We start from the raw sequence: 23,660 nt of genomic DNA, 5'->3' as shown, positions 1-23,660 counted from the left end.
TCGGGCCTTGTCCGGGGTTACTCTACTCCCGAAACGGGTATTTGCGCTTATGAAATCAATGAATATTGCCGCCAGCGGTGAACTCATCCCCCGTCTCTCCACCCACCGAAACGTAGTGGCGCTGGACAGTACCGACTTTACCGATGTGGCCGCAGTCGTCATTACCACTGCCGACAGCCGTAGCGGTATTCTGGCGTTGCTTAAACGCACCGGTTTTCACCTGCCGGTGTTTATGCTTGCGGATGAACCCGTCAGCGCGCCTGTCGGCGTTACGGCGGTAATAGTCGGGAACGCGCAGGAATGGCTGGAGCTGGAAAACGCTGCCTGTCGCTACGAAGCGGAACTTCTGCCGCCCTTTTATGGCACCCTGACCCAGTATGTCGACATGGGGAATAGTACTTTTGCTTGCCCGGGGCACCAGCATGGCGAATTTTTTAGAAAACATCCCGCAGGCCGCCATTTTTATGACTTTTTTGGTGAAAACCTGTTTCGTGCGGATATGTGTAACGCCGATGTGAAACTTGGCGATCTGCTAATACATGAAGGTTCTGCCAAACACGCGCAGAAATTTGCGGCAAAAGTGTTTAATGCGGATAAAACCTACTTTGTGCTGAATGGGACTTCGGCGGCGAATAAAGTGGTCACCAACGCCCTGCTGACGCGCGGCGATCTGGTGCTGTTTGATCGTAATAATCACAAATCCAACCACCACGGCGCCCTGATTCAGGCCGGGGCGACGCCAGTCTATCTTGAAGCGGCGCGTAACCCGTTTGGTTTTATCGGTGGCATTGATGCGCACTGTTTTGATGAAACGTACCTGCGCGACCAGATTCGTGACGTGATGCCGGAAAGCGCCGATGCGTCGCGTCCGTTCCGCCTGGCGATCATTCAGCTGGGTACCTATGACGGCACTATTTACAACGCCCGTCAGGTGGTGGATAAAATCGGGCATCTCTGCGATTACATTCTGTTTGACTCCGCGTGGGTAGGCTATGAGCAGTTTATCAATATGATGGCGGATACCTCGCCGTTGCGGCTGGAGCTTAATGAAAACGACCCAGGGATCTTTGTGACCCAATCGGTACATAAGCAACAGGCGGGGTTCTCACAAACCTCGCAGATCCACAAAAAAGATAACCATATTCGCGGCCAGGCGCGTTTTTGCCCGCACAAACGCCTGAACAACGCCTTCATGTTGCATGCTTCAACCAGTCCGTTCTACCCGCTGTTTGCGGCGCTGGATATCAATGCCAAAATCCACGAAGGGGAGAGCGGTCGCCGCCTGTGGGCGGAGTGCGTTGCGCTGGGCATTGACGCGCGTAAAGCCATTCTCGCCCGTTGCAAACTGCTTCAGCCCTTTATCCCACTGGTGGTTGACGGCAAGCCGTGGCAGGCATATCCGACGGAGACCATTGCCAGCAATCGTCGTTTCTTCAGTTTTGAGCCCGGGGCGAAATGGCATGGCTTTGAGGGTTATGCGGATGACCAGTATTTTGTCGACCCCTGTAAACTGTTACTGACCACGCCAGGTATTGATGCCGATAGTGGGCGGTACACCGAATTCGGCATCCCGGCGACCATTCTCGCCCACTATCTGCGTGAGAACGGTATTGTGCCTGAGAAGTGCGATCTCAACTCGATTCTGTTCTTGCTGACACCTGCCGAGAGCGAAGAGAAACTGGCGCGACTGGTCGCGATGCTGGCGCAATTTGAACGACACATTGAAGACGATACGCCGCTTGCGGATGTATTGCCGACGGTTTTTCAGAAATACCCGGTGCGCTACCGCGATTACACCCTGCGTGAGCTATGTCAGGAGATGCACAATCTGTACGTTAGCTTTGACGTTAAGGATCTGCAAAAAGCGATGTTCCGCAAAGAAAGCCTGCCGCATGTGGCGATGAACCCACAGGATGCCAACAGCGCCTTTATTCGCGGCGATGTAGAGCTGGTGCGTATCAGCGAGGCGGGCGGGCGTATTGCTGCCGAGGGGGCATTGCCATACCCGCCGGGCGTACTGTGCGTGGTGCCGGGGGAGATTTGGGGCGGCGCGGCGCAGCGTTATTTTTTGGCGCTGGAAGAGGGCATCAATCTGTTGCCCGGTTTTTCGCCGGAATTGCAGGGAGTGTATAGCGAGACCGATGCCGATGGAATTCAACGCTTGTACGGATATGTTTTAAAGTAACGTTGCCTGCAGGCCGGATAAGGCATTTACGCCTTATCCGGCCTGCGAAACAGGGCAAGAATTAATGTGCAACGGGTTGCGAACCTGCCGGAACGCGAACGTGTTTGTATTTGAACAAGGCTACGAACGCGAAGGCCAGCACCAGCGAGTAGCCTGCGAAGATGAGCCACACGGTCTGCCAGTCGGTAATGCCGTTTTGAGTGTAATACTCCACCACTTTACCGCTCACAATGCCGCCCAGGATACAGCCGAAGCCGTTGGTCATCATCAGGAACATCCCCTGCGCGCTGGCGCGGATTTCCGGGCGTACTTCTTTTTCGACAAACACCGAGCCAGAAATGTTGAAGAAGTCGAAGGCGCAGCCGTACACAATCATCGACAATACCAGCAGAACGGTACCGAACGGCGTCGGGTCGCCATAAGCGAACAGGCCGAAACGCAGCATCCACGCCACAATACTGATAAGCATAACGTTCTTAATACCATAACGGCTCAGGAAGAACGGAATGGTCAGGATGAATAACGTTTCAGAAATCTGCGAAATCGACATCATCACCGAGGCGTGCTGCACGATAAAGCTACTGGCGAATAGCGGATCTTTATCAAAGCTATGCAGGAAGGTGTTGCCAAACATGTTGGTGATCTGCAGTTCCGCGCCCAGCATCATGGAGAAGATGAAGAAAATCGCCATCCGCTTATTTTTAAACAGCGCAAAAGCGTCAAGGCCCAGCATTGATGTCCAGCTCTGGTTTTTCTGTTGGTTCGCCACCGGAATGTGCGGCAGGGTAAAAGTAAACAGTACCAGCAGAACAGAAAGCGTCGCGCCGATATAAAGCTGCATATGGCTCAGCTCGAAACCGGAGAAACTCACGCCCCACATCGCCAGAATAAAGCCAATGGTGCCCCAGATACGGATAGGCGGGAAGTCAGTCACAATATCCATGCCGGCAGACTGCAGGCGGTAATACGATATGGTATTGATCAAGCCCAACGTCGGCATATAGGCCAACGAGTTAAGCAGGATCACAAAGAACATCGCCCCAGGCGTAGTGACTTCCGCGGCCATGAATAGCGTGATGGCGCCGACGACATGACACAGGGCATAGACCCATTTCGCGCTCAGCCATTTGTCAGCCACAATGCCTAACAAGGTCGGCATAAAGACGGCGGCAATCCCCAGTGAACTATAAACTGCGCCAATAGATGCGCCGTCAAATTTTAAGGTGACGAACATATACGAGCCCAGGGTAGTGAGCCAGCTTCCCCACAGACAGAACTGCAGAAAAGAGAGTATTTTAAGCTGCAGCTTAAGATTCATGTTAATTTCCTCACACCTGAGAGCGGATGAATGTTTTAAAAGGCACATTTGCCGTTGTGATTTGGTGTGATTCTATCAATGAGAGGCGGGCTTTTTTTGTTACCTGTGACAAATATTTGCAAACAATTTCTGATTGCAAAGCAAAAAGGTGACGGAGTTAACACTTTTACCTTTCCCGCCTCTGTCATTTGCCGGCCAGAGGCGGGATGCGATGGTTTATCGGCGGCGATACGATCGCTGGGCGGAATTCACCTTATACAGATAGCGGCGCGACTCCGCAGATGGATGTCGGGTGGTTAATATCTGGTACACATCCCCCGGCGACATGCGGTTAATCATATTCGCGGCCTGAATCTTATCGTTCGAGAATACGCGTAATACGCTGCCTGCGCCGCCATTGTAGGCGGTAATGACCGCATAGCGCCGCGACGTCGGATTCTCGATACCGCTCAGATAGACATTATTCAACATCGCCAGATACGCTGTGCCGGTATCGATATTGTTGGCGGGGTCGAACAGGAAGTTACGGCTTGGCGTGCCGGACTTACCCTGAGAACGGAAAACATCTTTCCCGGCGCTGTGTTGCACCACCTGCATCAGGCCCAGCGCATCCGCATGGCTGACCGCATACGGGTTAAACGAGGACTCCGTTTGCATAATCGCCAGAATCAGCGACTCGTCAACGCCGTATTTACGGGAGGCCTGGCGTACCATGCCAATGTATTTATGCGCGCGTTTATCAAGGTGGTTCGGCACCAGATTAATGGTGACGCTGTAAATAATACGCAGGCCGTTACTGCGGCTTTTGAGCCGCGTTTTCAGCAAGTAATCCGCGAATGTCGTGGCGCGGCCTTCCCAGCGAATAGGCTGGCCGGTATTGTCGAGGACCTGACCATACAGGAAGGGTTCTTTAGAAATTTTTATGTCATCGACATCGGAGTAAAGATCGACGGAGGTTGGGTCGTCACCCATGAGCAACGTTTTAATAATGGCCCGGCGCAGATGTGCGGTAGGTTCCGTCCCGGCGATGGTTTCAACGGTAATGGTCCCATCATCAAAGTTGATGTGGCTACGGGTCTGGAACTGATCGGTATATTTGACGTAGTCTTTCGGCCCGGCGATCAGGACTTCCTTATATCCCCACAGATTTTCAATATTGTTGGCAAATTGCCCCATCAAAATATCAAAGCCGTTGGTATCCTTGACCCAGGCTTCATTATACGTCTCGCCTTTTTTGGTCGAACTGGAGCAGGAGATGAGCAACGGCGCAATAACAGCAAGCGCGAGTAATTTTTTCATCATTCCGGGAGTGCATGTTGTGTTGTCGTTATGCCATGTTGCCGGGCAGCGGCGCTAAGGGCTTATCCGGCATAACTCACAGGCCGAATAAGCGCAGCCTCATTCAGCAACGGGCCTATTTTTTATCTTCCGGCGTATAACCTTCGATATGAACGTCTTTGCCTTCGAACAGGAAGCTCACCATCTCCTGTTCCAGCAGTTTACGGTGCTCGGCGTTCATCATGTTGAGCTTTTTCTCGTTAATCAACATGGTCTGCTTATGCTGCCACTGCGCCCACGCGTCCTTAGAGATCTCGTTATAGATACGTTTTCCCAGTTCGCCAGGGTAGAGCTGAAAATCTTGCCCTTCAGCGTCGCGTTGCAGGTAAGTACAAAAAATCGTTCTGCTCATAAGTCATCCTCTTCATCGACCGGGGCGTTAAACTGGCGCTCCGGTACGTAACTGCTGTAACAAGCGCTCCACGGGGGCCGCCAGTCCGACTGACGGCGGTTGCGCTAAGTTATACCAGAGCGCGCTGCCTTCATCCATGCAGGCGTCCAGTGACGACACGGGAAGCCACATAGGCACAATATCCAGGTGGAAATGGCTAAATGTGTGGCGAAACGCGTTAAGCTGGGTCAAATTATCAGCGTTAACATGCCGTTGCGCCAGCCATTCACGTAATTCAGCTTCGCTGGCGAACTGCGGAAAGCAGTAGAGTCCGCCCCATAAACCGCTGGGAGGGCGCTGCGCCAGGAAAATCTCCTGATTATGCTGTAACAATAAAAAGTAACCCGTCCGCTCCGGCAACGTCTGTTTCGGTTTCTTGCCCGGATAGCGTGACCAGCTTTCATGCGCAGCGGCGATACAACCGTTTTGCAGCGGACACAGGGTGCACTTTGGCTTTGAACGCGTACAAACCATCGCGCCCAGATCCATCATCGCCTGATTAAAACGCTCCACGCCGCGTGCGGGCGTCACTTGCTCGCTCAACGTCCACAGCGTATTCTCCACCTCTTTTTTTCCAGGCCAGCCGCTAACAGCATAACAGCGAGCCAGCACACGTTTAACGTTTCCATCAAGAATCGGATAATGTTTACCTAACGCGAGGGAGAGAATTGCGCCGGCGGTTGAACGCCCGACGCCGGGTAGCGCGGCGATTTCGGCAAAAGTTTGCGGGAATTCTCCACCGTGAAGCGTCGCCACCTGTTGCGCCGCTTTATGCAAATTACGTGCGCGGGCGTAATAGCCGAGCCCGGTCCATAAATGGAGTACTTCATCCAGCGGCGCATTCGCTAAATCCGTCACTGTGGGAAAGCGCGCCATAAATCGCTCAAAGTAAGGAATCACCGTCGTCACCTGCGTTTGTTGCAACATGACTTCCGAGAGCCATACTTTGTAAGGCGTCTTGTTAATTTGCCAGGGCAGCGTTTTCCGCCCGTATTTGTCGTACCAGTCCAGAACCTGGGCTGAAAATTGAGACGCTTGCATGGAAACTCATTCATTATTGCCGGGGGCAAGATTGCAGCACAGAGGCCGCAGGGTGTAAACCGGAACTTTCCGCAGTGCGCTTCATGCTTGCATCCGGCAACTAACTTTGGATAATGCCCGTTTTCAGAACTCAAACACAGCAGACTACACTTTTATGAAAAACGACGTCATTTCACCGGAATTTGATGAAAACGGTCGCCCGCTGCGCCGTATTCGTAGTTTTGTTCGTCGCCAGGGGCGACTGACAAAGGGGCAAGAACACGCGCTGGAAAACTACTGGCCGGTGATGGGCGTCGAGTTCAGCGAAGCGCCGGTAGATTTCGCCACGTTGTTTGGTCGCGAAGCGCCGGTGACGCTGGAGATTGGTTTTGGCATGGGGGCGTCTCTCGTGGCGATGGCGAAAGCGCGCCCGGAGCAGAATTTCCTCGGCATTGAAGTACATTCGCCCGGTGTCGGCGCGTGTCTGGCGTCCGCTCATGAAGAGGGCGTTGAAAACCTGCGCGTCATGTGCCACGACGCGGTAGAAGTGTTGCATACAATGATTCCTGACAATTCTTTATCGATGGTTCAGCTCTTTTTCCCTGACCCGTGGCATAAAGCGCGTCATAATAAACGCCGTATCGTTCAGGTGCCGTTTGCTGAACTGGTATTGAGCAAGCTGAAATTGGGCGGCGTTTTCCATATGGCGACCGACTGGGAAGCGTATGCGGAACACATGCTTGAAGTCATGTCTTCTATCGACGGGTACAAAAATCTGTCAGAGAGCAATGATTATGTACCGCGCCCGGAATCGCGCCCGGTAACGAAATTTGAACAACGTGGCCATCGTCTTGGTCATGGCGTATGGGACTTAATGTTCGAGAGGGTGAAATAATGGCAAAGAACCGTAGTCGTCGTCTGCGTAAAAAAATGCACATTGACGAATTCCAGGAATTAGGATTTTCGGTGGCATGGCGTTTTCCGGAAGGTACATCTGAAGAGCAGGTCGATAAGACTGTCGATGACTTTATTAATGACGTTATTGAGCCTAATAAACTGGCGTTTGACGGCAGCGGCTACCTGGCCTGGGAAGGGCTGATTTGTATGCAGGAAATCGGTAAATGTACCGAAGAACATCAGGCGATTGTGCGTAAGTGGCTGGAAGCGCGCAACCTTGAAGAAGTCCGAACCAGCGAACTTTTCGACGTTTGGTGGGACTAATAAGTACAGGGTCGGCAAATGCCGGCCCGCTTTGTCTTGAGGGAAAGTTATGATGCGCAAAACGCTGCTGGCGGCAGTGCTAACGTTTACGGCGATGGCCGCTCATGCAGATTACAAATGCAGCGTCACGCCGCGTGACGATGTGATCCTGAGTCCACAAACGGTGCAGGTGAAAGGTGAAAACGGCAACCTGGTGATCACGCCGGACGGCAATGTGATGTACAACGGTAAGCAGTACACCCTTAGCGCCGCGCAGCGCGAGCAAGCGAAAGATTACCAGGCGGAGCTGCGAAGCGCGCTGCCGTGGATTGATGAGGGCGCCCGATCGCGCGTCGAAAAAGGCCGCGTGGCGCTGGATAAAATCATCGCTAAAGAGGTGGGCGAAAGCAGCAACATGCGTAGCCGTCTGACGAAGCTTGATGCGCAATTAAAAGCGCAAATGAACCGCATTATCGAACATCGTACGGACGGCCTGACGTTCCACTATAAGGCTATCGACCAGGTGCGTGCCGACGGTCAGCAGTTGGTGAATCAGGCGATGGGCGGTATTTTGCAGGACAGCATTAACGAAATGGGCGCCAAAGCGGTGCTTAAAGGCGGCGGTAATCCTTTACAGGGTGTGATGGGCAGCCTCGGTGGTTTGCAAACCGCTATCCAGAACGAATGGAAAAACCAGGAGAAAGATTTCCAGCAGTTTGGCAAAGATGTCTGTAGCCGCGTAGTGACCTTAGAAGATAGCCGCAAAGCGCTGGTTGGCAGCCTGAAGTAATCTTTCCTTTTTAAACAATGGCGCAGATCGTATCTGCGCCTTTTTATTCTGTTTTTTCCTGCATTTTGTTATCCATCTCTAAAAAATACTCTCTGTCGGATATATATCGCTGGTTAATCGTATGGCGTCACATTATTCGTCTGCAATATAGAGATAATGCGACCAGTTGACATAACTGGAGATATAACATGGAGTTTTTCAGGAAAACGGCATTAGCTGCTCTGGTAATGGGTTTCAGCGGCGCAGCGTTCGCTTTACCGAATATCACCATCTTAGCGACCGGCGGAACGATCGCTGGCGGCGGTGATTCAGCAACAAAATCAAATTATACGGCAGGTAAAGTTGGCGTCGAAAATCTGGTGGATGCCGTTCCTCAATTGAAGGACATTGCGGTAGTGAAAGGCGAGCAGGTCGTTAACATTGGCTCGCAGGATATGAACGATGAAGTCTGGCTCACGCTGGCGAAAAAAATCAATACCGAGTGCGACAGCACCGACGGTTTCGTGATCACCCACGGTACTGATACGATGGAAGAGACCGCTTATTTCCTCGATCTGACCGTGAAATGCAATAAACCGGTGGTACTGGTCGGCGCGATGCGTCCTTCCACGTCAATGAGCGCAGATGGCCCGTTCAACCTCTATAATGCGGTAGTAACAGCGGCTGATAAACAGTCTGCCAACCGCGGCGTGCTGGTGGTAATGAATGATACCGTCATGGACGGACGCGACGTCACTAAGACCAATACGACTGACGTGGCGACGTTTAAAGCGGTTAACTACGGCCCGCTGGGTTATATCCACAACGGTAAAATTGACTACCAGCGTACGCCAGAGCGTAAACATACCACCTCCACCCCGTTCGACGTGTCGAAGCTGACCGCGTTGCCGAAAGTCGGTATCGTTTATAACTATGCGAATGCGTCCGATCTGCCGGCAAAAGCGCTGGTAGACGCGGGTTATGACGGGATCGTGAGCGCAGGCGTGGGTAACGGCAACCTGTATAAAACGGTCTTTGATACCCTGGCGACCGCCGCGCACAACGGTACGGTAGTGGTGCGTTCTTCACGTGTGCCGACTGGCGCAACCACGCAGGATGCGGAAGTTGACGATGCAAAATACGGCTTTGTCGCTTCCGGCACGCTGAACCCGCAAAAAGCGCGTGTCTTACTGCAACTGGCGTTAACCCAGACTAAAGATCCAAAACAGATCCAGACGATGTTCAATCAGTATTAAAGATAATGCCCCGGTCGGAAGGCCGGGGCTATCTTTGGAAGACCTCTCGCACAACCAACACTATTATCTTGCTAATTATCATCCTGGTTATGATAATTGTGGGCGTAATGTCTCTGGACGGGAGGTCCACAAGTGGTTCGACAATGGATTGCTGGCGCAGCGCTGTTTGCCCTGATTTCAGGCTATAGTTGGGCAGAGGTTGCTCAACCCTCCGATAACATCTTAAAAGAACAGTTTAGTAAGCAGTACCACGGCATACTTAAACTGGATTCCATTACCTTAAAAAATCTTGATTCGACGGGCAATCAGGCCACCTGGTCTGCCGAAGGGGATATTTCTTCCCGTGAAGATATGTATACCGGCGTTGGTATGGCGGCGGATTATTATTTTGTTGAAAAAACCTGGACCAAAGATCGTCCCGTTAAATTTTCTGCCATGTTAACCAGCAAAGGGACGCCAGCCTCTGGCTGGACGGTGAGCTATTACTCATTACAAATGGCAGCCAGCGATCAGGGCCGGGCTATTGACGACATTAAAACGAATGATAAATACCTGATCGTCAACAGTGATGACTTTAACTATCGGTTTGGCAACATTGAAGCCTCCTGGCGTGCGCAGAAAGCGTCGATCCCCGGTCTTGAAGAACAACTCTCTGCCCTGGATAAGAAAATAGCGGTAGCTAAAAAAGAAGCGGACGCGTATTGGGGAAAAGGCGCTGATGGGAAACCGTTGACCCGCGCCGAGGCGTTTAAAAAGACGTTAAAAGAGCGCGATGATTATGTAAAAGCCAACGATAGCAGCGTATATGCCGAGAAATACGAAAAAGAGGTCTATCAACCGGCATTAGACGCGTGTCGTAAGCAGAGTGAGCCGTGCAATGAAGCGGCTATTCAGCAGAAAAGAGATTTAGACATACACGAGCAACGGCGGCAGGTATTTTTGAAATCAGAAGAGCTGCGTCGAAAAGCGCAGAATGACTGGATAACGTTAGAGAAAGGACAATATCCGCTGAATATAGCGGTACAGAAACTTCAGATGCAACAGAGTGATATCCGCATGAAAATCTCGGATATTAATGACGGTTACGAGCGCTGGAAAAAAGATACGGACGATTTGCGTCGTAAAGGCGTTATTAAATAATGCGCTTGCTGGCGGCGCATTAACCGCCACAGGTCGGTAAGCGTCGCGCCATCAGGTATTTTACCCGCTGGCGCGACAGGCTTATCCTTGTTATTCCGCGAGAAACAACTCAAGAAGAGAGTTTAAAAATAGTTTACCGTGACGGGTAATCTGCCAGTATTGCTCGCATTCGGTCAGGTAGCCCTGGGCAATAGCCTCGTCGATTGGCTGACGAATAACCGCTTCCGTAAGCCCGGTGTAGTCGACAAATTCGGCGCGAGGCGCGCGCTCCAGCAACCGAAAACGATTCATAAAGAACTCAAAGGGTTTATCGTCATCACTCACGTCACGCTGGCTTTCCAGGTAACGTCCCTGCATATAACCGCGTGGGTGACGGGTTTTGGTGGTGCGCAGGATCCTGCCGCCCGGGAAGGTGACTTTACCGTGGGCGCCGCAGCCAATACCCAGATAGTCGCCAAAGCGCCAGTAGTTCAGATTATGCTGGCACTGATAACCGGGTTTGGCATAGGCCGACGTTTCGTATTGCTGATAGCCCGCGGCGGTTAATAACTGGTGGCCCTGCTCAAAGATATCCCACAGAGCGTCATCGTCCGGTAAAACCGGCGGACGCGAACCGAACAGAGTGTTGGGTTCAATCGTCAATTGATACCATGAGAGATGCGGCGGATTAAGCGCAATTGCCTGTCGCAAATCGTTCAGCGCCCCTTCCAGCGTTTGGTCCGGCAATCCATGCATCAAGTCGAGGTTAAAGCTGCGTAGCCCAAGCCCATTTGCCAGTCTTGCTGCCCGCATCGCCTCTTGTGGACCGTGAATACGGCCAAGACGTTTCAGCTTAGGCTCACTAAAGCTCTGCACGCCAATGGAGATCCGGTTTACGCCGGCGCGCTGATAGTCGATGAAGCGGTCGGCTTCGACCGTGCCGGGGTTCGCTTCCATGGTAATTTCCGCATCCGCCGCCAGATTCAGGCGTGCACGCACGCCGTCCAGCAGCGTTTGCATCGCCGGCCCGGAAAGCAGGCTTGGCGTACCGCCGCCAATAAAAATGGTCTTTACTTCACGCCCTTGCGCCCAGACGACGTCGGCATCCAGATCGTTTAACAGATGCTGGACGTAGTCGTCATGCGGCACCTCGCCCTTCAACGCATGGGAATTGAAGTCGCAATATGGACATTTTTGTACACACCAGGGAATATGAATATAAAGACTGAGCGGCGGTAGTTTAGCCATTGCGTAACGCATCCAGCAGCAGCTTGAGCGCTTGTCCTCGGTGGGAAATAGCGCTTTTTTCTTCACGGGTCAGTTCTGCGGCGGTTTTGCCTTCAGACGGTACGAAGAAAATAGGATCATAGCCAAATCCGCCATTTCCGGCCGCCTGGCGAGTAATGACGCCTGGCCAGCTACCGTGACAGACTATCGGTGTGGGATCTTCGGCATGACGCAAATAAACCAGCACACAATGGAATCGCGCCTGGCGTTTGTCGTCCGGAACATCTCGTAGAGTATGCAGCAGTTTTTCCAGATTTTGCTGATCTGTCGCGTTTTCGCCAGAATAGCGCGCGGAATAGATACCCGGTGCGCCGCCTAAAACGTCAACGGCCAGACCGGAGTCATCGGCAATGGCGGGCAGACCGGTCATTTTAGCGGCATGGCGCGCTTTGAGAATCGCGTTTTCAATAAACGTCAGGCCGGTTTCTTCCGCGGAGTCAACGCCCAGTTCCGTTTGCGCTACCACATCAAGCCCAAAATCGCTTAACAGCGACGCGAGCTCGCGCACTTTACCGGCGTTGCCGGTTGCGAGAACAACTTTTTGCATGGAATACCTACTCAGTTAACGCCGTAATTTCCGGCGGGATCTGTTGCGGGTGAATAATTTTTACCTGTTTGTGACGGCCCAGCTCGCCTTTTTCGATGACGATCTGACTTTTCGCCACGCGAAACTGTTTACCGAGAAACTTGATCAGATGGCTGTTTGCCTGACCGTCAACCGGCGGGGCGGTAATGGCGACTTTCACCTCGTCGCCATGTAAGCCCACAATACTGTCGCGGCTGGCTTTCGGCTGAATATAAAGCCGTAACACCAGACCGTCTTCGCAGCGAGTCACAGCACTCATAACGCCATCCACAGCCCCGGCAGCAACATGTTGCCTGTCGCTTGTAAGACTTCAGCGATCCCCATATTAACGACATACAGCAGCAGCACCAGAACCATCGGCGAGAAGTCGATGCCGCCCATCGCAGGCAGTATACGGCGAATCGGGCTGAGCAGCGGCTCGGCAAGCTGAATCAATACATATTCAATCGGGCTACGACCCTGGCTCACCCAGCTCATGATAGCCATGACCAGCAGCACCCAGAAGATCAGCAGGCCGATTGTTTTAAGCAAGATAAGCACCGCGGCAATCCAGATAATCGCCTGAAACGTAATGACCTTAAACAGCACTATCGCCTTAATAACGCTAAGAATAAACGCCACCAGCAGGGAAGCGCTGTCGATCGGCCCCATTGCTGGGATAATACGACGCAGCGGTCCGATGATGGGCTGCGTAATTTTCACCACGAACTGGGAGAAAGGGTTGTAAAAGTCACAGCGGGCCCACTGCATCCACACGCGCAATAATAGCACCATGGTATACAGCTCAATTACCGTTGAGAGCAGGAAGGTCAACGTATTCATGGCGTTCCTCAGTTTTCCTTAATTTTTTGTGTAATCACGAGCACCAAAGATAGCGGTGCCGATGCGCACCATTGTGCTACCTGCCGCAATCGCGGCTTCCATATCGTCGCTCATACCCAGAGATAGGGTATCAACGTCAGGGTAGCGCGCTTTCAGCCCGGCAAATGCTACAGCCATTTGACGTGCGACTTCAAACTGCCTTACATAATCTGACTCTGGCGCCGGGATCGCCATCAGTCCGCGAAGCCGCAGACGCGGCAGTGTTGCCACCGCCGCGGCCAGCTCATCCAGTTCCGCCAGCGGAATGCCTGATTTGCTGTTTTCATCGCTGATATTAATTTGGATCAGAACATTCAGCGCTGGCAGATTATCCGGACGCTGTTCGCTCAGACGCGAGGCGATACGCAGGCGATCGATGGTATGACACCAGTCAAAATGCTCGGCCACCAGCCGACTTTTGTTGGACTGTAAAGGGCCAATAAAGTGCCAGTGCAGGCCTTCCACTTTCGCTTCCTGAAAGTGGCGGATTTTTTCCACCCCCTCTTGTACATAATTTTCACCAAATGCCCGTTGTCCGGCGGCAATGGCTTCTGCGATGTCGCTCGCAGGTTTGGTTTTACTCACTGCAAGCAACGTAACTTCTTCTGAAGAGCGGCCGCAACGCGTCGCCGCGGCGGAGATTTTGTCCCGGATGTGTGCCAGGTTATGCGCGATATCGTTCATTTTCCGAGGATGTTTATATGAATATGGAAGAAATTGTGACGCTTAGTGTAAAGCATAACGTCTCGGATCTACACCTGTGTAACGCCTGGCCTGCGCGATGGCGCAAACAAGGACGCATGGAGATCGCGCCTTTTACCGCGCCTGATGTCGACAGGCTTCTGCTTGATTGGCTTAATGACGCGCAACAATATCAGTGGCGAACGCACGGTCAGCTTGATTTCGCCGTCTCGCTGTCTGGCACGCGGCGCCTGCGCGCCAGTGCGTTCACACATCAACAGGGAACGTCGCTGGCGCTACGGCTATTGCCCGAGCGTTGTCCTGATCTGGCGGAAATCCAGACGCCGCCGATAGTACCCGCACTGCTTGCCAGCGAGAACGGACTGATTCTGGTCACTGGCGCTACTGGCTGCGGGAAGTCCACCACGCTGGCGGCGATGGTGGGATATCTTAATCAACATGCCGATAAACACATCCTGACGCTGGAAGATCCTATTGAGTACCGTTACACCAGCAAGCGTTGCCTGATACAGCAGCGGGAAATCGGTCAGCATTGCGCCACTTTTGCCGCCGGGCTGCGCGCGGCGTTGCGTGAAGATCCCGATGTCATTTTACTGGGAGAGCTGCGTGACAGCGAGACCATTCGCCTGGCGCTGACGGCGGCGGAAACGGGGCATCTGGTACTGGCAACCCTGCATACTCGCGGTGCGGCGCAGGCGGTGGAAAGATTAGTGGATAGTTTTCCGGCGCAGGAAAAAGAACCGGTACGCAGCCAACTGGCGGGTAGTCTGCGCGCCGTACTATCGCAAAAACTGGAGGTCGACAGGCAGGATGGGCGCGTGGCGTTGTTTGAATTACTGATTAATACGCCAGCCACAGGGAATTTGATCCGTGAAGGCAAACTCCATCAGTTGGCCCACGTGATACAAACCGGGCAGCAGCAGGGGATGATGACATTCGCCCAGAGCGCGCAATGGCGTCAGGCGCAGGGACGACTGTAGCGAAGATGGCGGCGTAGAGGGGGGAGGAAAGTGTTGACTGGCGCGGTGGATTGAACGGCATGCAGGCTTGTATCCTGGCGAACCGGCGTTAAAATCGCAGCTTTGTTAAAACCACAGCGAAGCCATTTAACGATGTCATCACAACCGAATCAAAGCCTGATAGATGGCATTCGCTGTCTGCAATATCTGGTTTCCAGCGACCGTGCTATCGGATGTCGCGAGCTTGCCCGGCTGATGGATATTAATACCACGCGCGTTAATCGCCTGTTAATGACGATGGCCTCTATTGGACTCACGATGCAGGATGAGCACCGACGCTATTTACCCGGGCCAGGCATTCATGCTTTGGCGGCGCAGGCGATTCGTGGTTCAGCGCTGTTCTCCTATGCGTTGCCTATCCTTGAACGCCATGCGCCCAAAGACATCGTGGTGGCATTAGGCGTGCTATGGGAAGACCAGATTATCTATATTTATCACTCTACGCCGGGTTCGCAGGGAAGTCAGGCGCTGGCGGGGTTTCGCATGTGCCCGGCCTGGCAGTCGGTAACAGGAGTGGCGTTACTGGCGGCAGAAAGCGATGAGGCGCTAATGCAGCGTTTTACTCCGGAGCAGTGGCGTAATCTGGCGCCGCATGTGGCGCAGCAGCGCCAGCGGGGATACGTGCTGTGGCATCACGCTGATGGTGAAGTTTCTATGGCGCAACCGCTAGACAAGCACGCCGCAGCGCTGGCCTTTGCGGGAATGTGGCGGATTGATGAGGCGGAGGCGGCTGCGCGTTTACAGGCGTTGAAGGCATTAAACCAGCTTATTGCCCAGTAAGCCTGGCAACCGTGACCGCGTTATCCGCCTGCTGACAAAAACGGCTTTAATACCCCTGTTCAAAATAGCTTTCGAGGATAATCACGGCGGAGGCCGAGTCCACTTTGCCTTTGTTCAGCGCGCGATACCCACCTCGTTCAAACAGACCGGAGCGTGCTTCAACGGTGCTGAGCCGTTCATCGTGCAGCGTGACAGTTACCCCGAAACGCCCATGAATACGGTTGGCGAATTTACGTGCGCGCGCCGTCAGCGGTTGTTCAGTGCCATCCATATTGAGCGGTAGCCCGACAATAATTTCGTCCGGCTGCCACTCTTTCAGCAAACGTTCAATGAGCGTCCAGTCGGGCGTGCCGTCCTGTGCTTTGATTGCCGGAAGCGGACGGGCGGTGCCGGTAATGCGTTGTCCTATTGCAACGCCGATGCTTTTTGTGCCGAAGTCAAAGGCCAGTAAGGTGTCGCTCATCAGGCGTGCCCCGCAACGCCAGGCATGGTCAGAATATCAATGCCAATAAGTTTTGCCGCTTCGCGCCAGCGCTCGGCAATGGGCGTTTTGAACAAAATATTGAGATCGGCGGGCGCGGTAAGCCAGGCGTTATCAAGCAACTCTTGTTCAAGCTGGCCTTTATCCCAGGAGGCGTAGCCCAGCGCGACCAGCACATCGGAAGGCTGTTGTTGGGTTCCTAACGTTTCCAGCACATCGCGGGAGGTGGTAATCACGGTATTGTCTGAGATACGAATGCTGGAGGCGAAACGTGACGGCGGAGTATGGAGAATAAATCCGCGATCTTCCGCCAGCGGGCCGCCGAGCATCACGGCTTTATCAAGACGAATTGACGAATCGCGCGGTTCCGGCGTAATTTTTAGTTTTTCCAGAATCCCTTCAATTTGCAGATTTTCCAAAGGCTTATTAACAATAATCCCCATAGCGCCGTCCTGGTTGTGCTCGCAAATATACACCACGGAACGGCGGAAAATCGGGTCCTGGAGCGCAGGCATGGCAATAAGAAAGTGATGCTGTAAATTCATTGTCAGAGGTTCTGTTTCCTGGTTCAAAAAAACGACAGCGTTCAGTATGTGGGGAAAGCGGACGGTTGTCACTCATATAAGCCGTCTTTTGCCAAAGGACGGCGGCCTTATCGGGCAATAGATTGCCGGATGGCGATGCTGATGCGCCGCCTTATCCGACCGGGGCGGCGTGATTGCTCAGGCCCGGTAAGCGCACGCCACCGGGCAATAAACCTTTACTTCGCCAGACGCGCTTCGATGGCGTCCATCAACATCCCGGTGATAGAGATCGGGTATTCCGCTTCAATTTCACGCACGCAGGTTGGGCTGGTCACGTTAATTTCCGTTAAGCGGTCGCCGATAATATCCAGACCGACGAAAATAAGCCCTTTGGCTTTAAGCGTCGGCCCAACGCGGCGGGCGATTTCCCAGTCGCTTTCGCTCAACGGACGGGGTTCGCCGCGACCACCAGCCGCCAGGTTGCCGCGGGTTTCGCCGCCCTGCGGAATACGCGCCAGGCAGTAAGGCACCGGCTCGCCGTCGACGACCAGTACGCGCTTATCGCCATCTTTGATCGCGGGCAAATAGTTCTGCGCCATGCAGTAGCGGTTGCCCAGCTCGGTCAGCGTTTCGGCAATAACGCCTATGTTAGGATCGCCTTCCTTAACGCGGAAAATGGACGCGCCGCCCATACCGTCCAGCGGTTTCATAATGATATCGCCGTGCTTTTCCCAAAACGCTTTGAGCTGCGCTTTATTGCGCGTTACCAGCGTTTCCGGCGTCAGATCGGCAAACCAGGCGGTATACAGTTTTTCATTACAGTCGCGCAGGCTTTGCGGTTTGTTGACGATAAGCGTCCCTTCTTCTTCAGCGCGTTCCAGAATATAGGTCGCATAAATAAACTCGGTATCAAACGGCGGATCTTTACGCATCAAAATGACGTCCAGATCGGCGAGTTTAATCTCCTGCTCGCTGCCGAACTCGTACCATTTATCGTAATTTTGCTCCACGCTCAACGTTCGCGTGCGGGCGCGGGCTTCGCCGTTAATCAGATAAAGGTCGGCCATCTCCATATAATGAAGTTCATAACCACGACGTTGGGCCTCCAGCAGCATAGCGAAACTGGTGTCTTTCTTGATGTTGATGTGTGCGATGGGGTCCATCACGATGCCGAGCTTGATCATTATTTTCTCCGTTAACGCTTCATCCTAAGTCGCCAAAACGCACCTGTAGCGCGGTAATGGCGGTGAGCGCGGTTGTCTCAGTACGCAGAACGCGAGGTCCTAACAGAATATCAGTAAACTGATAGCGCGCGGTCATCGCGATTTCGTCCGCCGACAGCCCGCCTTCCGGGCCGATCAGCAGTCGGACGCGTTCAACCGGCAGCGGCAGAGTGTTGATACTGGCATGGGCGCGCGGATGAAGATTGAGCTTCAGCCCGGAATCTTGCTCGGCGCACCAGGCTTCCAGCGCCATCGGCGGGCGAATTTCCGGCACCCGGTTACGCCCGCATTGTTCGCAGGCGGCGATGGCGATCTTTTGCCACTGCTGGCGCTTTTTGTTCAGACGTTCATTATCCAGTTTAACGCCACAGCGCTCAGAGAACAGTGGCGTAATGAGGCTTACACCTAGTTCGATCGATTTCTGGATAGTAAATTCCATTTTTTCACCGCGCGACATCACCTGGCCCAGATGGATATGTAGCGGCGATTCACGATCGTCGATTTCGCCTTTCATCACTTGCACTTCAACGCTTTTCTTACTGGCGCTAATGATTTCAGCATCGAATACCTGATTACTGCCGTCAAACAGCTGTAACGCTTGTCCCGCTCCCATGCGCAGTACACGACCAATATGGTTGGCCGCATCTTCGCATAACGAAATCTGCGTACCGGACGTCAACAATTCAGGGTGATAAATGCGGGGAATACGCATAATAAAAAAATCCGCGTCATGGCCCCGGCGTTTGGCTATCCAGGGCATGGGTTAACAAGAATCCCGCTAGTGTAGGTTAGCTCTTTCGCGCCTGGCAAGCGCGTTGCACATAGGGATTATGATTACCCTGGACCTTCGCGATACGCGCATCGCGCTCGCACTCCCAGGCGGTAACGGGGTACTGCTTATCCCAGACGTTAAAAAGCTGCGTTTGTTGGCGGGAAAGTTTCAGTTGGTATTGGTCGCGCATATAAAAATAAGTGCGGGCGATTGCGCCACGGGCGCGGGCGGGCGGCTCGGCGATTTTCGCTTTAAAATCCACTTTCATGGCGCATTGCCCGTACTGACCTTCGCCGCCGTTCCACTGGCTATACATAAAGTTGCCGCGATCGCCATTCACTTCGCCAATCGCGGGTTGCAGGTTATGCATATCGCTTTCCATTTTGCGGTAGACCGGGTCTTTAGCGCAGTTTTTTCGCCCGCCGTCCTGCCAGCACTGGCGCTGATGACCGAATTGCCAGGCGGGGACAACGTGCTCCCACTCAATGCGTCTGGCGCGATTCTCGTTTTTACGCACCTTATAGCCGCAGGACTCCAGGTCTACGACGCCTTTTTTACCCTGCCAGCGGATTTGGCACCCGCAGTAAAAGCTGCCGGGCGCGTCAGCATTGACTTTGACGCTCGCCGCTTTGGCCTGAGAAAAATTGTTAATGCCATCGGCCAGGGCCTGGCCTGAAAACGCTGCGGCCAGCAACGCAGCGGCAAAAGAAAAATTACGGTACATTGCACACTCCATAGCAAAACGAGCCCGCAACGTAACGAAAGTTGTGTCTGTATGCAATCAGTCCGCTCAGGAAAGTTCCCGGACGTTTCGGGAACTACCCGGCGACCAGTGGTTCGCCGCAGTGAACGCAACGATAAACCGCTTCGCCGCGTACTACCCGATTATGACGGCGGACGGTGAGTTGATGTTGCTGGCATTGGCAATGGTAGGGAAAGGTATTGCGCCGTACGGATTGCAGAGCAAATTGATGAGTACGTCTGGCCGGAACGCCCAGCACGCTTTCCATCATCCACTTCCATTCCTTGCCATGCGGAGCCTTGCGTCCGAAGTGCTTCCACACCAACAGATGCGCCAGTTCATGCGGCACGACCTCTGCTATAAAGGTGTCGATGTTTTCCAGCAGTAACACCGGGTTGAGGCGGATTTCGTAGCTCTCCAGCCAGGCGGTGCCCGCCGAGGTGCCGCGTTGCGTATACACCAGTTTCGGCTCCGGATAATGTCTATCGAGCTTGAGGTTCGCCTGGGCGAGATTTTCCCGCAGACGGCGCATCACGGCCTGCTGGATAGCGATAGGGAGACGAGGGGTTTTCATAGCGGCAGAGAATAGTGCGACGGAAGAGGGACTGCAAGAAAAACGCTTCCTCCTGTGGCAGGAGGAAGCGTGGAGGGATTAGTCGTGGGCGCCGATTTCGCGCAGTTTACGACCTTTCATCAGGTTACGTTCAATGTGTTCCAGCGAAACGTGTTTGGTTTCCGGCACCAGCCACAGGGTCAGCAGGATAAACAGTACGTTCAGGCCAGCGTAGACCCAGAAAGTGTTGGCGTTACCCAGATTGTTCAGCATGGTCAGGAACGTTGCGCCGACGATCATATTGGCGATCCAGTTGGTCGCGGTGGAGCAGGTGATGCCGAAATCGCGGCCTTTCAGCGGCTGGATTTCGGAGCACAGTACCCAAATCAGCGGACCAGCGCTCATCGCAAATCCAATGATGAACATCAGCAGCATAGCGATAGCGAAGTATTGCGCAGACGGCGAATGGATGCCGATGTGCATCATCGTACCCAGAATCCCCATACCAATCGCCATGACCAGGAAGCCCAGCGTCAGGGTCGGCTTGCGGCCCCAGCGGTCAACCAGGCCGATAGCGATGAAGGTTGCCAGCACGTTAGTCAGACCAACAATAACGGTGCCCCACATCTGCTCCGTGGTATTCGTGTACCCCGCCAGTTCGAAGATTTTCGGCGCGTAATACATAATGACGTTCATCCCGGTAAATTGCTGCATGACCTGCAACAAAATGCCAAGAAACACGGCGCGGCGGAAGTTGCTGTTCTCTTTGAACAGCGCCCAACCGCTCTGTTTAACCTGCAAACTTTCGCGAATTTCATCGAGCTCACGTTTTGCTTCCGCACTGGTGTCACGCAGGCGCAACAGGACGCGTTCAGCATCATGGAAACGGCGTTTCGCCGCAAACCAGCGCGGGCTGTCCGGCAGGAAGAAGACGCCGATCAGCAGCAGAATGGCCGGGATGATGATCACGCCGAGCATCCAGCGCCATGCGCCGCTGTAGCTGAACGCGGTATCGGACAGATAAGCGCCCAGAATCCCGATGGTGATCATGAGTTGGTACATTGAGATCATACTGCCGCGAATTTTTTCCGGCGCGATCTCGGACAGGTACAACGGTGCAGTGTAGGAAGCGACGCCGACGGCCAGACCCAGCAGCACGCGAGAAATAATCAGGACTTCAACGTTAGGCGCCGCAGCGGAGAACAGCGAACCGGCGACGAACAGGATAGCGCCGATCATCAGGCTTTTTTTACGGCCCAGCTTAAAGGAGAGCCAGCCGCTGCCGACAGCGCCGACGGCCGCGCCAAACATCATGGAGCTGACCACCCATTCCTGAGTGTGTGCGGTAATCTGAAACTCGTCGGTAATGAAGGGTAAAGCACCGGCGATAACGCCGATATCCAGGCCAAAAAGTAATCCTGCCAGGGCTGCAAGAAAGCAGACAAAAAATGTCATGGCCTTGTTGGAACGCCCTTGTTTTTTATTGTCAGGCATTATGCCCTCCGGTTGGGTTAGCAATTTTATCGATGTTAAGAGTAGGTGAGTACGCCGTAAAAAGATGTGAGGCTAATCACAATGGTGTAATCGTTTACACTACTATTTATCTCGGTGATTATTTAATTATCTGAAAAATAATAGTTTTAATAATCTTATAACCATATCAATCGCCTGGTATTCAGACAAAGTTGAAAAATTATGTAATATTTTCATCGCAGAATTAGCATACCGATAGTGATGCGGTCAGTTCTTAATGAAAATGAATGTAACCGCTTTCATGATGACTGAAACTGAATGATAAAAAGTGTAGTCGAAGAAACGAAAGGGGAGAGTGGATTGTGCTGCGCATCACAAAAAGGTCAGTATAAATTCACGCTGGAATATCTGATAACGTTGCGTGTATCAGCAATGATAAAGGCCAGCAGGGCGCTGGCCTTGATAAGTACGGTATGGTTTACCTGACTGAAAAACAGCGTCAGGCGCGGTCGATTATTTCAGACCGGCAGCATCGCGCAGCAGTTGCGCTTTGTCGGTTTTTTCCCATGGGAAGTTTTCGCGACCGAAGTGGCCGTAAGCCGCAGTTTCTTTGTAGATCGGGTGCAGCAGATCCAGCATCTGAATCAAGCCGTACGGGCGCAGGTCGAAGAATTCGCGCACCAGCAGAATCAACTGTTCAGCAGGCACTTTTTCAGTACCGAACGTTTCCACCATGATGGACGTCGGCTCCGCTACGCCGATAGCGTAGGAGACCTGGATTTCACAGCGATCCGCCAGACCTGCCGCCACGATGTTTTTCGCGACATAACGCGCAGCGTAAGCTGCAGAACGGTCAACTTTAGACGGATCTTTACCGGAGAAGGCGCCGCCGCCGTGACGCGCCATACCGCCGTAGGTATCAACGATGATCTTACGACCGGTCAGACCACAATCGCCCATCGGGCCGCCGATAACAAAACGCCCGGTTGGGTTGATAAAAAACTTAGTGGACGTATTTAACCATTCAGACGGCAGAATGGGTTTGATGATCTCTTCCATCACCGCTTCTTGCAGCGATTTTTGGTCGATATCTTCTGCGTGCTGCGTAGAGAGAACCACGGCGTCGATACCGACGATTTTGCCGTCGTCATACTGGAAAGTGACCTGGCTTTTTGCATCCGGACGCAACCATGGCAGGGTGCCATTTTTACGCACTTCAGCCTGACGCTGTACCAGACGGTGCGCGTAGGTGACTGGCGCAGGCATCAGTACGTCGGTTTCATTTGTCGCGTAGCCAAACATCAGGCCCTGGTCGCCCGCGCCTTGTTCCAGCGGGTCTGCGCGGTCAACGCCCTGGTTGATATCCGGAGACTGTTTGCCAATTGCGCTCAGTACCGCGCAAGAGTTGGCGTCAAAGCCCATGTCGGAATGCACATAGCCAATTTCGCGCACCGTATTACGGGTAATCTCTTCGATATCGACCCAGGCGCTGGTGGTGATCTCACCGCCAACTAAAACCATGCCGGTTTTAACGTAGGTTTCACAGGCGACGCGTGCTTTCGGATCCTGTTGCAGGATAGCGTCCAACACGGCATCAGAGATTTGGTCTGCGATTTTGTCAGGATGCCCTTCTGATACGGACTCAGACGTAAAAAGGTGTTTTGCCATATTTAATTTCACCTAAGGAGAATTTAGTTAGCTCAAACTGTTGTGCGGAATAGTCATGACAGAAGATTCTACCATGAGTCTGAAGGTCGCTGACACTGGCAGTCTGAGTGTTAATCAGTATGGATGGATTAACATCTGGACGGCTATTTTAGGTCACTTCTTCGCCCAATTTCCAGCTTTTTTTGAAGGCCGTCGCAATGTCGGTCAAAATCAGGCGATAAACGTTTCTGATAATGCTGACATTATGCGCATTTATGCTTTGCTTTTTTTCTGCGTTCTGGGTATAAAACGCGACGCGCGGCTCATACAAAAGCACACGACGTTTTCTTCGTGTCGCCACTTCCAGCCGGGTTAAAACGTTGCTTTGGCTTGTGGGTTCGTCTTACGAGGCGG

General features: G+C 53.1%; 26 protein-coding genes. 9 read left to right on the top strand and 17 right to left on the bottom strand.

What is annotated here, in order from left to right; translation table 11 throughout:
- Positions 1-49: 49 nt before the first annotated feature.
- Complete coding sequence (locus tag ACH0WD_RS04765) at positions 50-2,185, top strand: ornithine decarboxylase (RefSeq protein WP_000839737.1); 2,136 nt, start codon at positions 50-52, stop codon at positions 2,183-2,185.
- Between the two features lie 61 nt (positions 2,186-2,246).
- Here the strand turns inward: ACH0WD_RS04765 and ACH0WD_RS04760 are convergent, their stop codons facing one another.
- The 4 genes from ACH0WD_RS04760 to mutY form a co-directional block, all read right to left on the bottom strand.
- A complete protein-coding gene (locus tag ACH0WD_RS04760) occupies positions 2,247-3,503 on the bottom strand; it encodes a nucleoside permease (RefSeq protein ID WP_001049803.1) in 1,257 nt (418 codons plus the stop codon).
- 216 nt (positions 3,504-3,719) lie between these two features.
- Positions 3,720-4,805, bottom strand: coding sequence for a membrane-bound lytic murein transglycosylase MltC (mltC, locus tag ACH0WD_RS04755; protein ID WP_000976286.1), 1,086 nt, complete (start codon positions 4,803-4,805; stop codon positions 3,720-3,722).
- A gap of 112 nt (positions 4,806-4,917) precedes the next feature.
- A complete protein-coding gene (locus tag ACH0WD_RS04750; RefSeq protein WP_000091706.1) occupies positions 4,918-5,193 on the bottom strand; it encodes an oxidative damage protection protein in 276 nt (91 codons plus the stop codon).
- Between the two features lie 27 nt (positions 5,194-5,220).
- Positions 5,221-6,273, bottom strand: coding sequence for an A/G-specific adenine glycosylase (gene mutY, locus ACH0WD_RS04745; protein WP_001148957.1), 1,053 nt, complete (start codon positions 6,271-6,273; stop codon positions 5,221-5,223).
- A 154-nt stretch (positions 6,274-6,427) separates the two neighbouring features.
- Between mutY and trmB the strand changes: the two genes are divergently transcribed.
- The 5 genes from trmB (at position 6,428) to ACH0WD_RS04720 (ending at position 10,617) form a co-directional block, all read left to right on the top strand.
- Positions 6,428-7,147: a tRNA (guanosine(46)-N7)-methyltransferase TrmB gene (gene trmB / locus ACH0WD_RS04740; RefSeq protein ID WP_000786893.1), complete on the top strand. Its 720-nt coding sequence runs from the start codon at positions 6,428-6,430 to the stop codon at positions 7,145-7,147.
- Complete coding sequence (locus tag ACH0WD_RS04735) at positions 7,147-7,473, top strand: YggL family protein (RefSeq protein ID WP_001107574.1); 327 nt, start codon at positions 7,147-7,149, stop codon at positions 7,471-7,473. Before trmB ends, ACH0WD_RS04735 begins: the two co-directional genes overlap by 1 nt.
- A gap of 49 nt (positions 7,474-7,522) precedes the next feature.
- Positions 7,523-8,242 (top strand): DUF2884 domain-containing protein, encoded by a 720-nt coding sequence (locus ACH0WD_RS04730; RefSeq protein WP_000984827.1) that lies wholly within the window; start codon positions 7,523-7,525, stop codon positions 8,240-8,242.
- 188 nt (positions 8,243-8,430) lie between these two features.
- Positions 8,431-9,477: an L-asparaginase 2 gene (gene ansB / locus ACH0WD_RS04725; RefSeq protein ID WP_000394189.1), complete on the top strand. Its 1,047-nt coding sequence runs from the start codon at positions 8,431-8,433 to the stop codon at positions 9,475-9,477.
- Positions 9,478-9,609: 132 nt separating this feature from the next.
- Positions 9,610-10,617 carry a DUF1202 domain-containing protein gene (locus ACH0WD_RS04720; protein ID WP_000252199.1) on the top strand — a complete coding sequence of 336 codons (1,008 nt, stop codon included), beginning with the start codon at positions 9,610-9,612 and terminating at the stop codon, positions 10,615-10,617.
- A gap of 90 nt (positions 10,618-10,707) precedes the next feature.
- Here the strand turns inward: ACH0WD_RS04720 and hemW are convergent, their stop codons facing one another.
- The 5 genes from hemW to ACH0WD_RS04695 are packed head-to-tail and all read right to left on the bottom strand — an operon-like array spanning position 10,708 to position 14,014.
- A complete protein-coding gene (hemW, locus tag ACH0WD_RS04715; RefSeq protein ID WP_001096523.1) occupies positions 10,708-11,844 on the bottom strand; it encodes a radical SAM family heme chaperone HemW in 1,137 nt (378 codons plus the stop codon).
- Positions 11,837-12,430 carry an XTP/dITP diphosphatase gene (locus ACH0WD_RS04710; RefSeq protein WP_001174769.1) on the bottom strand — a complete coding sequence of 198 codons (594 nt, stop codon included), beginning with the start codon at positions 12,428-12,430 and terminating at the stop codon, positions 11,837-11,839. The genes hemW and ACH0WD_RS04710 overlap by 8 nt, the downstream gene beginning before the upstream one ends.
- 7 nt (positions 12,431-12,437) lie before the next feature.
- Positions 12,438-12,728, bottom strand: coding sequence for a DUF167 family protein YggU (gene yggU / locus ACH0WD_RS04705; RefSeq protein ID WP_001277204.1), 291 nt, complete (start codon positions 12,726-12,728; stop codon positions 12,438-12,440).
- Positions 12,725-13,291, bottom strand: a complete 567-nt coding sequence (locus ACH0WD_RS04700) for a YggT family protein (protein WP_001094842.1) — start codon at positions 13,289-13,291, stop codon at positions 12,725-12,727. The genes yggU and ACH0WD_RS04700 overlap by 4 nt, the downstream gene beginning before the upstream one ends.
- 18 nt (positions 13,292-13,309) lie before the next feature.
- Positions 13,310-14,014, bottom strand: coding sequence for a YggS family pyridoxal phosphate-dependent enzyme (locus tag ACH0WD_RS04695; RefSeq protein WP_000997790.1), 705 nt, complete (start codon positions 14,012-14,014; stop codon positions 13,310-13,312).
- Between the two features lie 17 nt (positions 14,015-14,031).
- On the opposite strand from ACH0WD_RS04695, the gene ACH0WD_RS04690 reads away from it, so the two are divergent.
- Positions 14,032-15,012: a type IV pilus twitching motility protein PilT gene (locus tag ACH0WD_RS04690; protein ID WP_001055639.1), complete on the top strand. Its 981-nt coding sequence runs from the start codon at positions 14,032-14,034 to the stop codon at positions 15,010-15,012.
- Between the two features lie 132 nt (positions 15,013-15,144).
- Positions 15,145-15,831 carry an IclR family transcriptional regulator gene (locus tag ACH0WD_RS04685; RefSeq protein ID WP_000098338.1) on the top strand — a complete coding sequence of 229 codons (687 nt, stop codon included), beginning with the start codon at positions 15,145-15,147 and terminating at the stop codon, positions 15,829-15,831.
- Positions 15,832-15,877: 46 nt separating this feature from the next.
- On the opposite strand, the gene ruvX is transcribed toward ACH0WD_RS04685, so the two are convergent.
- The 8 genes from ruvX to metK all read right to left on the bottom strand — a co-directional run bounded on the left by ruvX (position 15,878) and on the right by metK (position 23,267).
- On the bottom strand, positions 15,878-16,294 hold the full coding sequence (ruvX, locus tag ACH0WD_RS04680; RefSeq protein WP_001285491.1) for a Holliday junction resolvase RuvX: 417 nt from the start codon (positions 16,292-16,294) through the stop codon (positions 15,878-15,880).
- Positions 16,294-16,857, bottom strand: coding sequence for a YqgE/AlgH family protein (locus ACH0WD_RS04675; protein WP_001053173.1), 564 nt, complete (start codon positions 16,855-16,857; stop codon positions 16,294-16,296). The genes ruvX and ACH0WD_RS04675 overlap by 1 nt, the downstream gene beginning before the upstream one ends.
- A 215-nt stretch (positions 16,858-17,072) precedes the next feature.
- Positions 17,073-18,020 carry a glutathione synthase gene (gene gshB, locus ACH0WD_RS04670; protein ID WP_000593248.1) on the bottom strand — a complete coding sequence of 316 codons (948 nt, stop codon included), beginning with the start codon at positions 18,018-18,020 and terminating at the stop codon, positions 17,073-17,075.
- Between the two features lie 19 nt (positions 18,021-18,039).
- Complete coding sequence (gene rsmE, locus ACH0WD_RS04665; protein WP_001675718.1) at positions 18,040-18,771, bottom strand: 16S rRNA (uracil(1498)-N(3))-methyltransferase; 732 nt, start codon at positions 18,769-18,771, stop codon at positions 18,040-18,042.
- A gap of 76 nt (positions 18,772-18,847) precedes the next feature.
- The gene (gene endA / locus ACH0WD_RS04660) at positions 18,848-19,555 is read right to left on the bottom strand and encodes a deoxyribonuclease I (RefSeq protein WP_000286123.1); all 708 of its coding nucleotides are present in this window, start codon (positions 19,553-19,555) and stop codon (positions 18,848-18,850) included.
- Between the two features lie 94 nt (positions 19,556-19,649).
- A complete protein-coding gene (locus ACH0WD_RS04655; protein ID WP_000856775.1) occupies positions 19,650-20,147 on the bottom strand; it encodes a SprT family zinc-dependent metalloprotease in 498 nt (165 codons plus the stop codon).
- Positions 20,148-20,225: 78 nt separating this feature from the next.
- A complete protein-coding gene (gene galP / locus ACH0WD_RS04650; RefSeq protein ID WP_001113171.1) occupies positions 20,226-21,620 on the bottom strand; it encodes a galactose/proton symporter in 1,395 nt (464 codons plus the stop codon).
- 492 nt (positions 21,621-22,112) lie between these two features.
- The gene (gene metK / locus ACH0WD_RS04645) at positions 22,113-23,267 is read right to left on the bottom strand and encodes a methionine adenosyltransferase (RefSeq protein ID WP_001062143.1); all 1,155 of its coding nucleotides are present in this window, start codon (positions 23,265-23,267) and stop codon (positions 22,113-22,115) included.
- 55 nt (positions 23,268-23,322) lie between these two features.
- Between metK and ACH0WD_RS04640 the strand changes: the two genes are divergently transcribed.
- On the top strand, positions 23,323-23,622 hold the full coding sequence (locus ACH0WD_RS04640) for a hypothetical protein (RefSeq protein ID WP_001576358.1): 300 nt from the start codon (positions 23,323-23,325) through the stop codon (positions 23,620-23,622).
- Positions 23,623-23,660 lie beyond the last annotated feature (38 nt).

Source organism: Salmonella sp. 2020_1395, from assembly GCF_043848115.1.
Lineage (GTDB): Bacteria > Pseudomonadota > Gammaproteobacteria > Enterobacterales > Enterobacteriaceae > Salmonella > Salmonella enterica.
Note: the sequence above shows the minus strand (reverse complement) of the source record. Positions and strands in the feature narration are given on the sequence as shown.

Excerpts from the sequence above, each read along its gene's own strand:
- ACH0WD_RS04765 (WP_000839737.1), top strand. The coding sequence starts at position 50 with ATGAAATCAATGAATATTGCCGCCAGCGGTGAACTCATCCCCCGTCTC.
- ACH0WD_RS04760 (WP_001049803.1), bottom strand. The coding sequence starts at position 3,503 with ATGAATCTTAAGCTGCAGCTTAAAATACTCTCTTTTCTGCAGTTCTGT.
- mltC (WP_000976286.1), bottom strand. The coding sequence starts at position 4,805 with ATGATGAAAAAATTACTCGCGCTTGCTGTTATTGCGCCGTTGCTCATC.
- ACH0WD_RS04750 (WP_000091706.1), bottom strand. The coding sequence starts at position 5,193 with ATGAGCAGAACGATTTTTTGTACTTACCTGCAACGCGACGCTGAAGGG.
- mutY (WP_001148957.1), bottom strand. The coding sequence starts at position 6,273 with ATGCAAGCGTCTCAATTTTCAGCCCAGGTTCTGGACTGGTACGACAAA.
- trmB (WP_000786893.1), top strand. The coding sequence starts at position 6,428 with ATGAAAAACGACGTCATTTCACCGGAATTTGATGAAAACGGTCGCCCG.
- ACH0WD_RS04735 (WP_001107574.1), top strand. The coding sequence starts at position 7,147 with ATGGCAAAGAACCGTAGTCGTCGTCTGCGTAAAAAAATGCACATTGAC.
- ACH0WD_RS04730 (WP_000984827.1), top strand. The coding sequence starts at position 7,523 with ATGATGCGCAAAACGCTGCTGGCGGCAGTGCTAACGTTTACGGCGATG.
- ansB (WP_000394189.1), top strand. The coding sequence starts at position 8,431 with ATGGAGTTTTTCAGGAAAACGGCATTAGCTGCTCTGGTAATGGGTTTC.
- hemW (WP_001096523.1), bottom strand. The coding sequence starts at position 11,844 with ATGGCTAAACTACCGCCGCTCAGTCTTTATATTCATATTCCCTGGTGT.
- ACH0WD_RS04710 (WP_001174769.1), bottom strand. The coding sequence starts at position 12,430 with ATGCAAAAAGTTGTTCTCGCAACCGGCAACGCCGGTAAAGTGCGCGAG.
- yggU (WP_001277204.1), bottom strand. The coding sequence starts at position 12,728 with ATGAGTGCTGTGACTCGCTGCGAAGACGGTCTGGTGTTACGGCTTTAT.
- ACH0WD_RS04700 (WP_001094842.1), bottom strand. The coding sequence starts at position 13,291 with ATGAATACGTTGACCTTCCTGCTCTCAACGGTAATTGAGCTGTATACC.
- ACH0WD_RS04695 (WP_000997790.1), bottom strand. The coding sequence starts at position 14,014 with ATGAACGATATCGCGCATAACCTGGCACACATCCGGGACAAAATCTCC.
- ACH0WD_RS04690 (WP_001055639.1), top strand. The coding sequence starts at position 14,032 with ATGAATATGGAAGAAATTGTGACGCTTAGTGTAAAGCATAACGTCTCG.
- ACH0WD_RS04685 (WP_000098338.1), top strand. The coding sequence starts at position 15,145 with ATGTCATCACAACCGAATCAAAGCCTGATAGATGGCATTCGCTGTCTG.
- ruvX (WP_001285491.1), bottom strand. The coding sequence starts at position 16,294 with ATGAGCGACACCTTACTGGCCTTTGACTTCGGCACAAAAAGCATCGGC.
- ACH0WD_RS04675 (WP_001053173.1), bottom strand. The coding sequence starts at position 16,857 with ATGAATTTACAGCATCACTTTCTTATTGCCATGCCTGCGCTCCAGGAC.
- gshB (WP_000593248.1), bottom strand. The coding sequence starts at position 18,020 with ATGATCAAGCTCGGCATCGTGATGGACCCCATCGCACACATCAACATC.
- rsmE (WP_001675718.1), bottom strand. The coding sequence starts at position 18,771 with ATGCGTATTCCCCGCATTTATCACCCTGAATTGTTGACGTCCGGTACG.
- endA (WP_000286123.1), bottom strand. The coding sequence starts at position 19,555 with ATGTACCGTAATTTTTCTTTTGCCGCTGCGTTGCTGGCCGCAGCGTTT.
- ACH0WD_RS04655 (WP_000856775.1), bottom strand. The coding sequence starts at position 20,147 with ATGAAAACCCCTCGTCTCCCTATCGCTATCCAGCAGGCCGTGATGCGC.
- galP (WP_001113171.1), bottom strand. The coding sequence starts at position 21,620 with ATGCCTGACAATAAAAAACAAGGGCGTTCCAACAAGGCCATGACATTT.
- metK (WP_001062143.1), bottom strand. The coding sequence starts at position 23,267 with ATGGCAAAACACCTTTTTACGTCTGAGTCCGTATCAGAAGGGCATCCT.
- ACH0WD_RS04640 (WP_001576358.1), top strand. The coding sequence starts at position 23,323 with ATGACAGAAGATTCTACCATGAGTCTGAAGGTCGCTGACACTGGCAGT.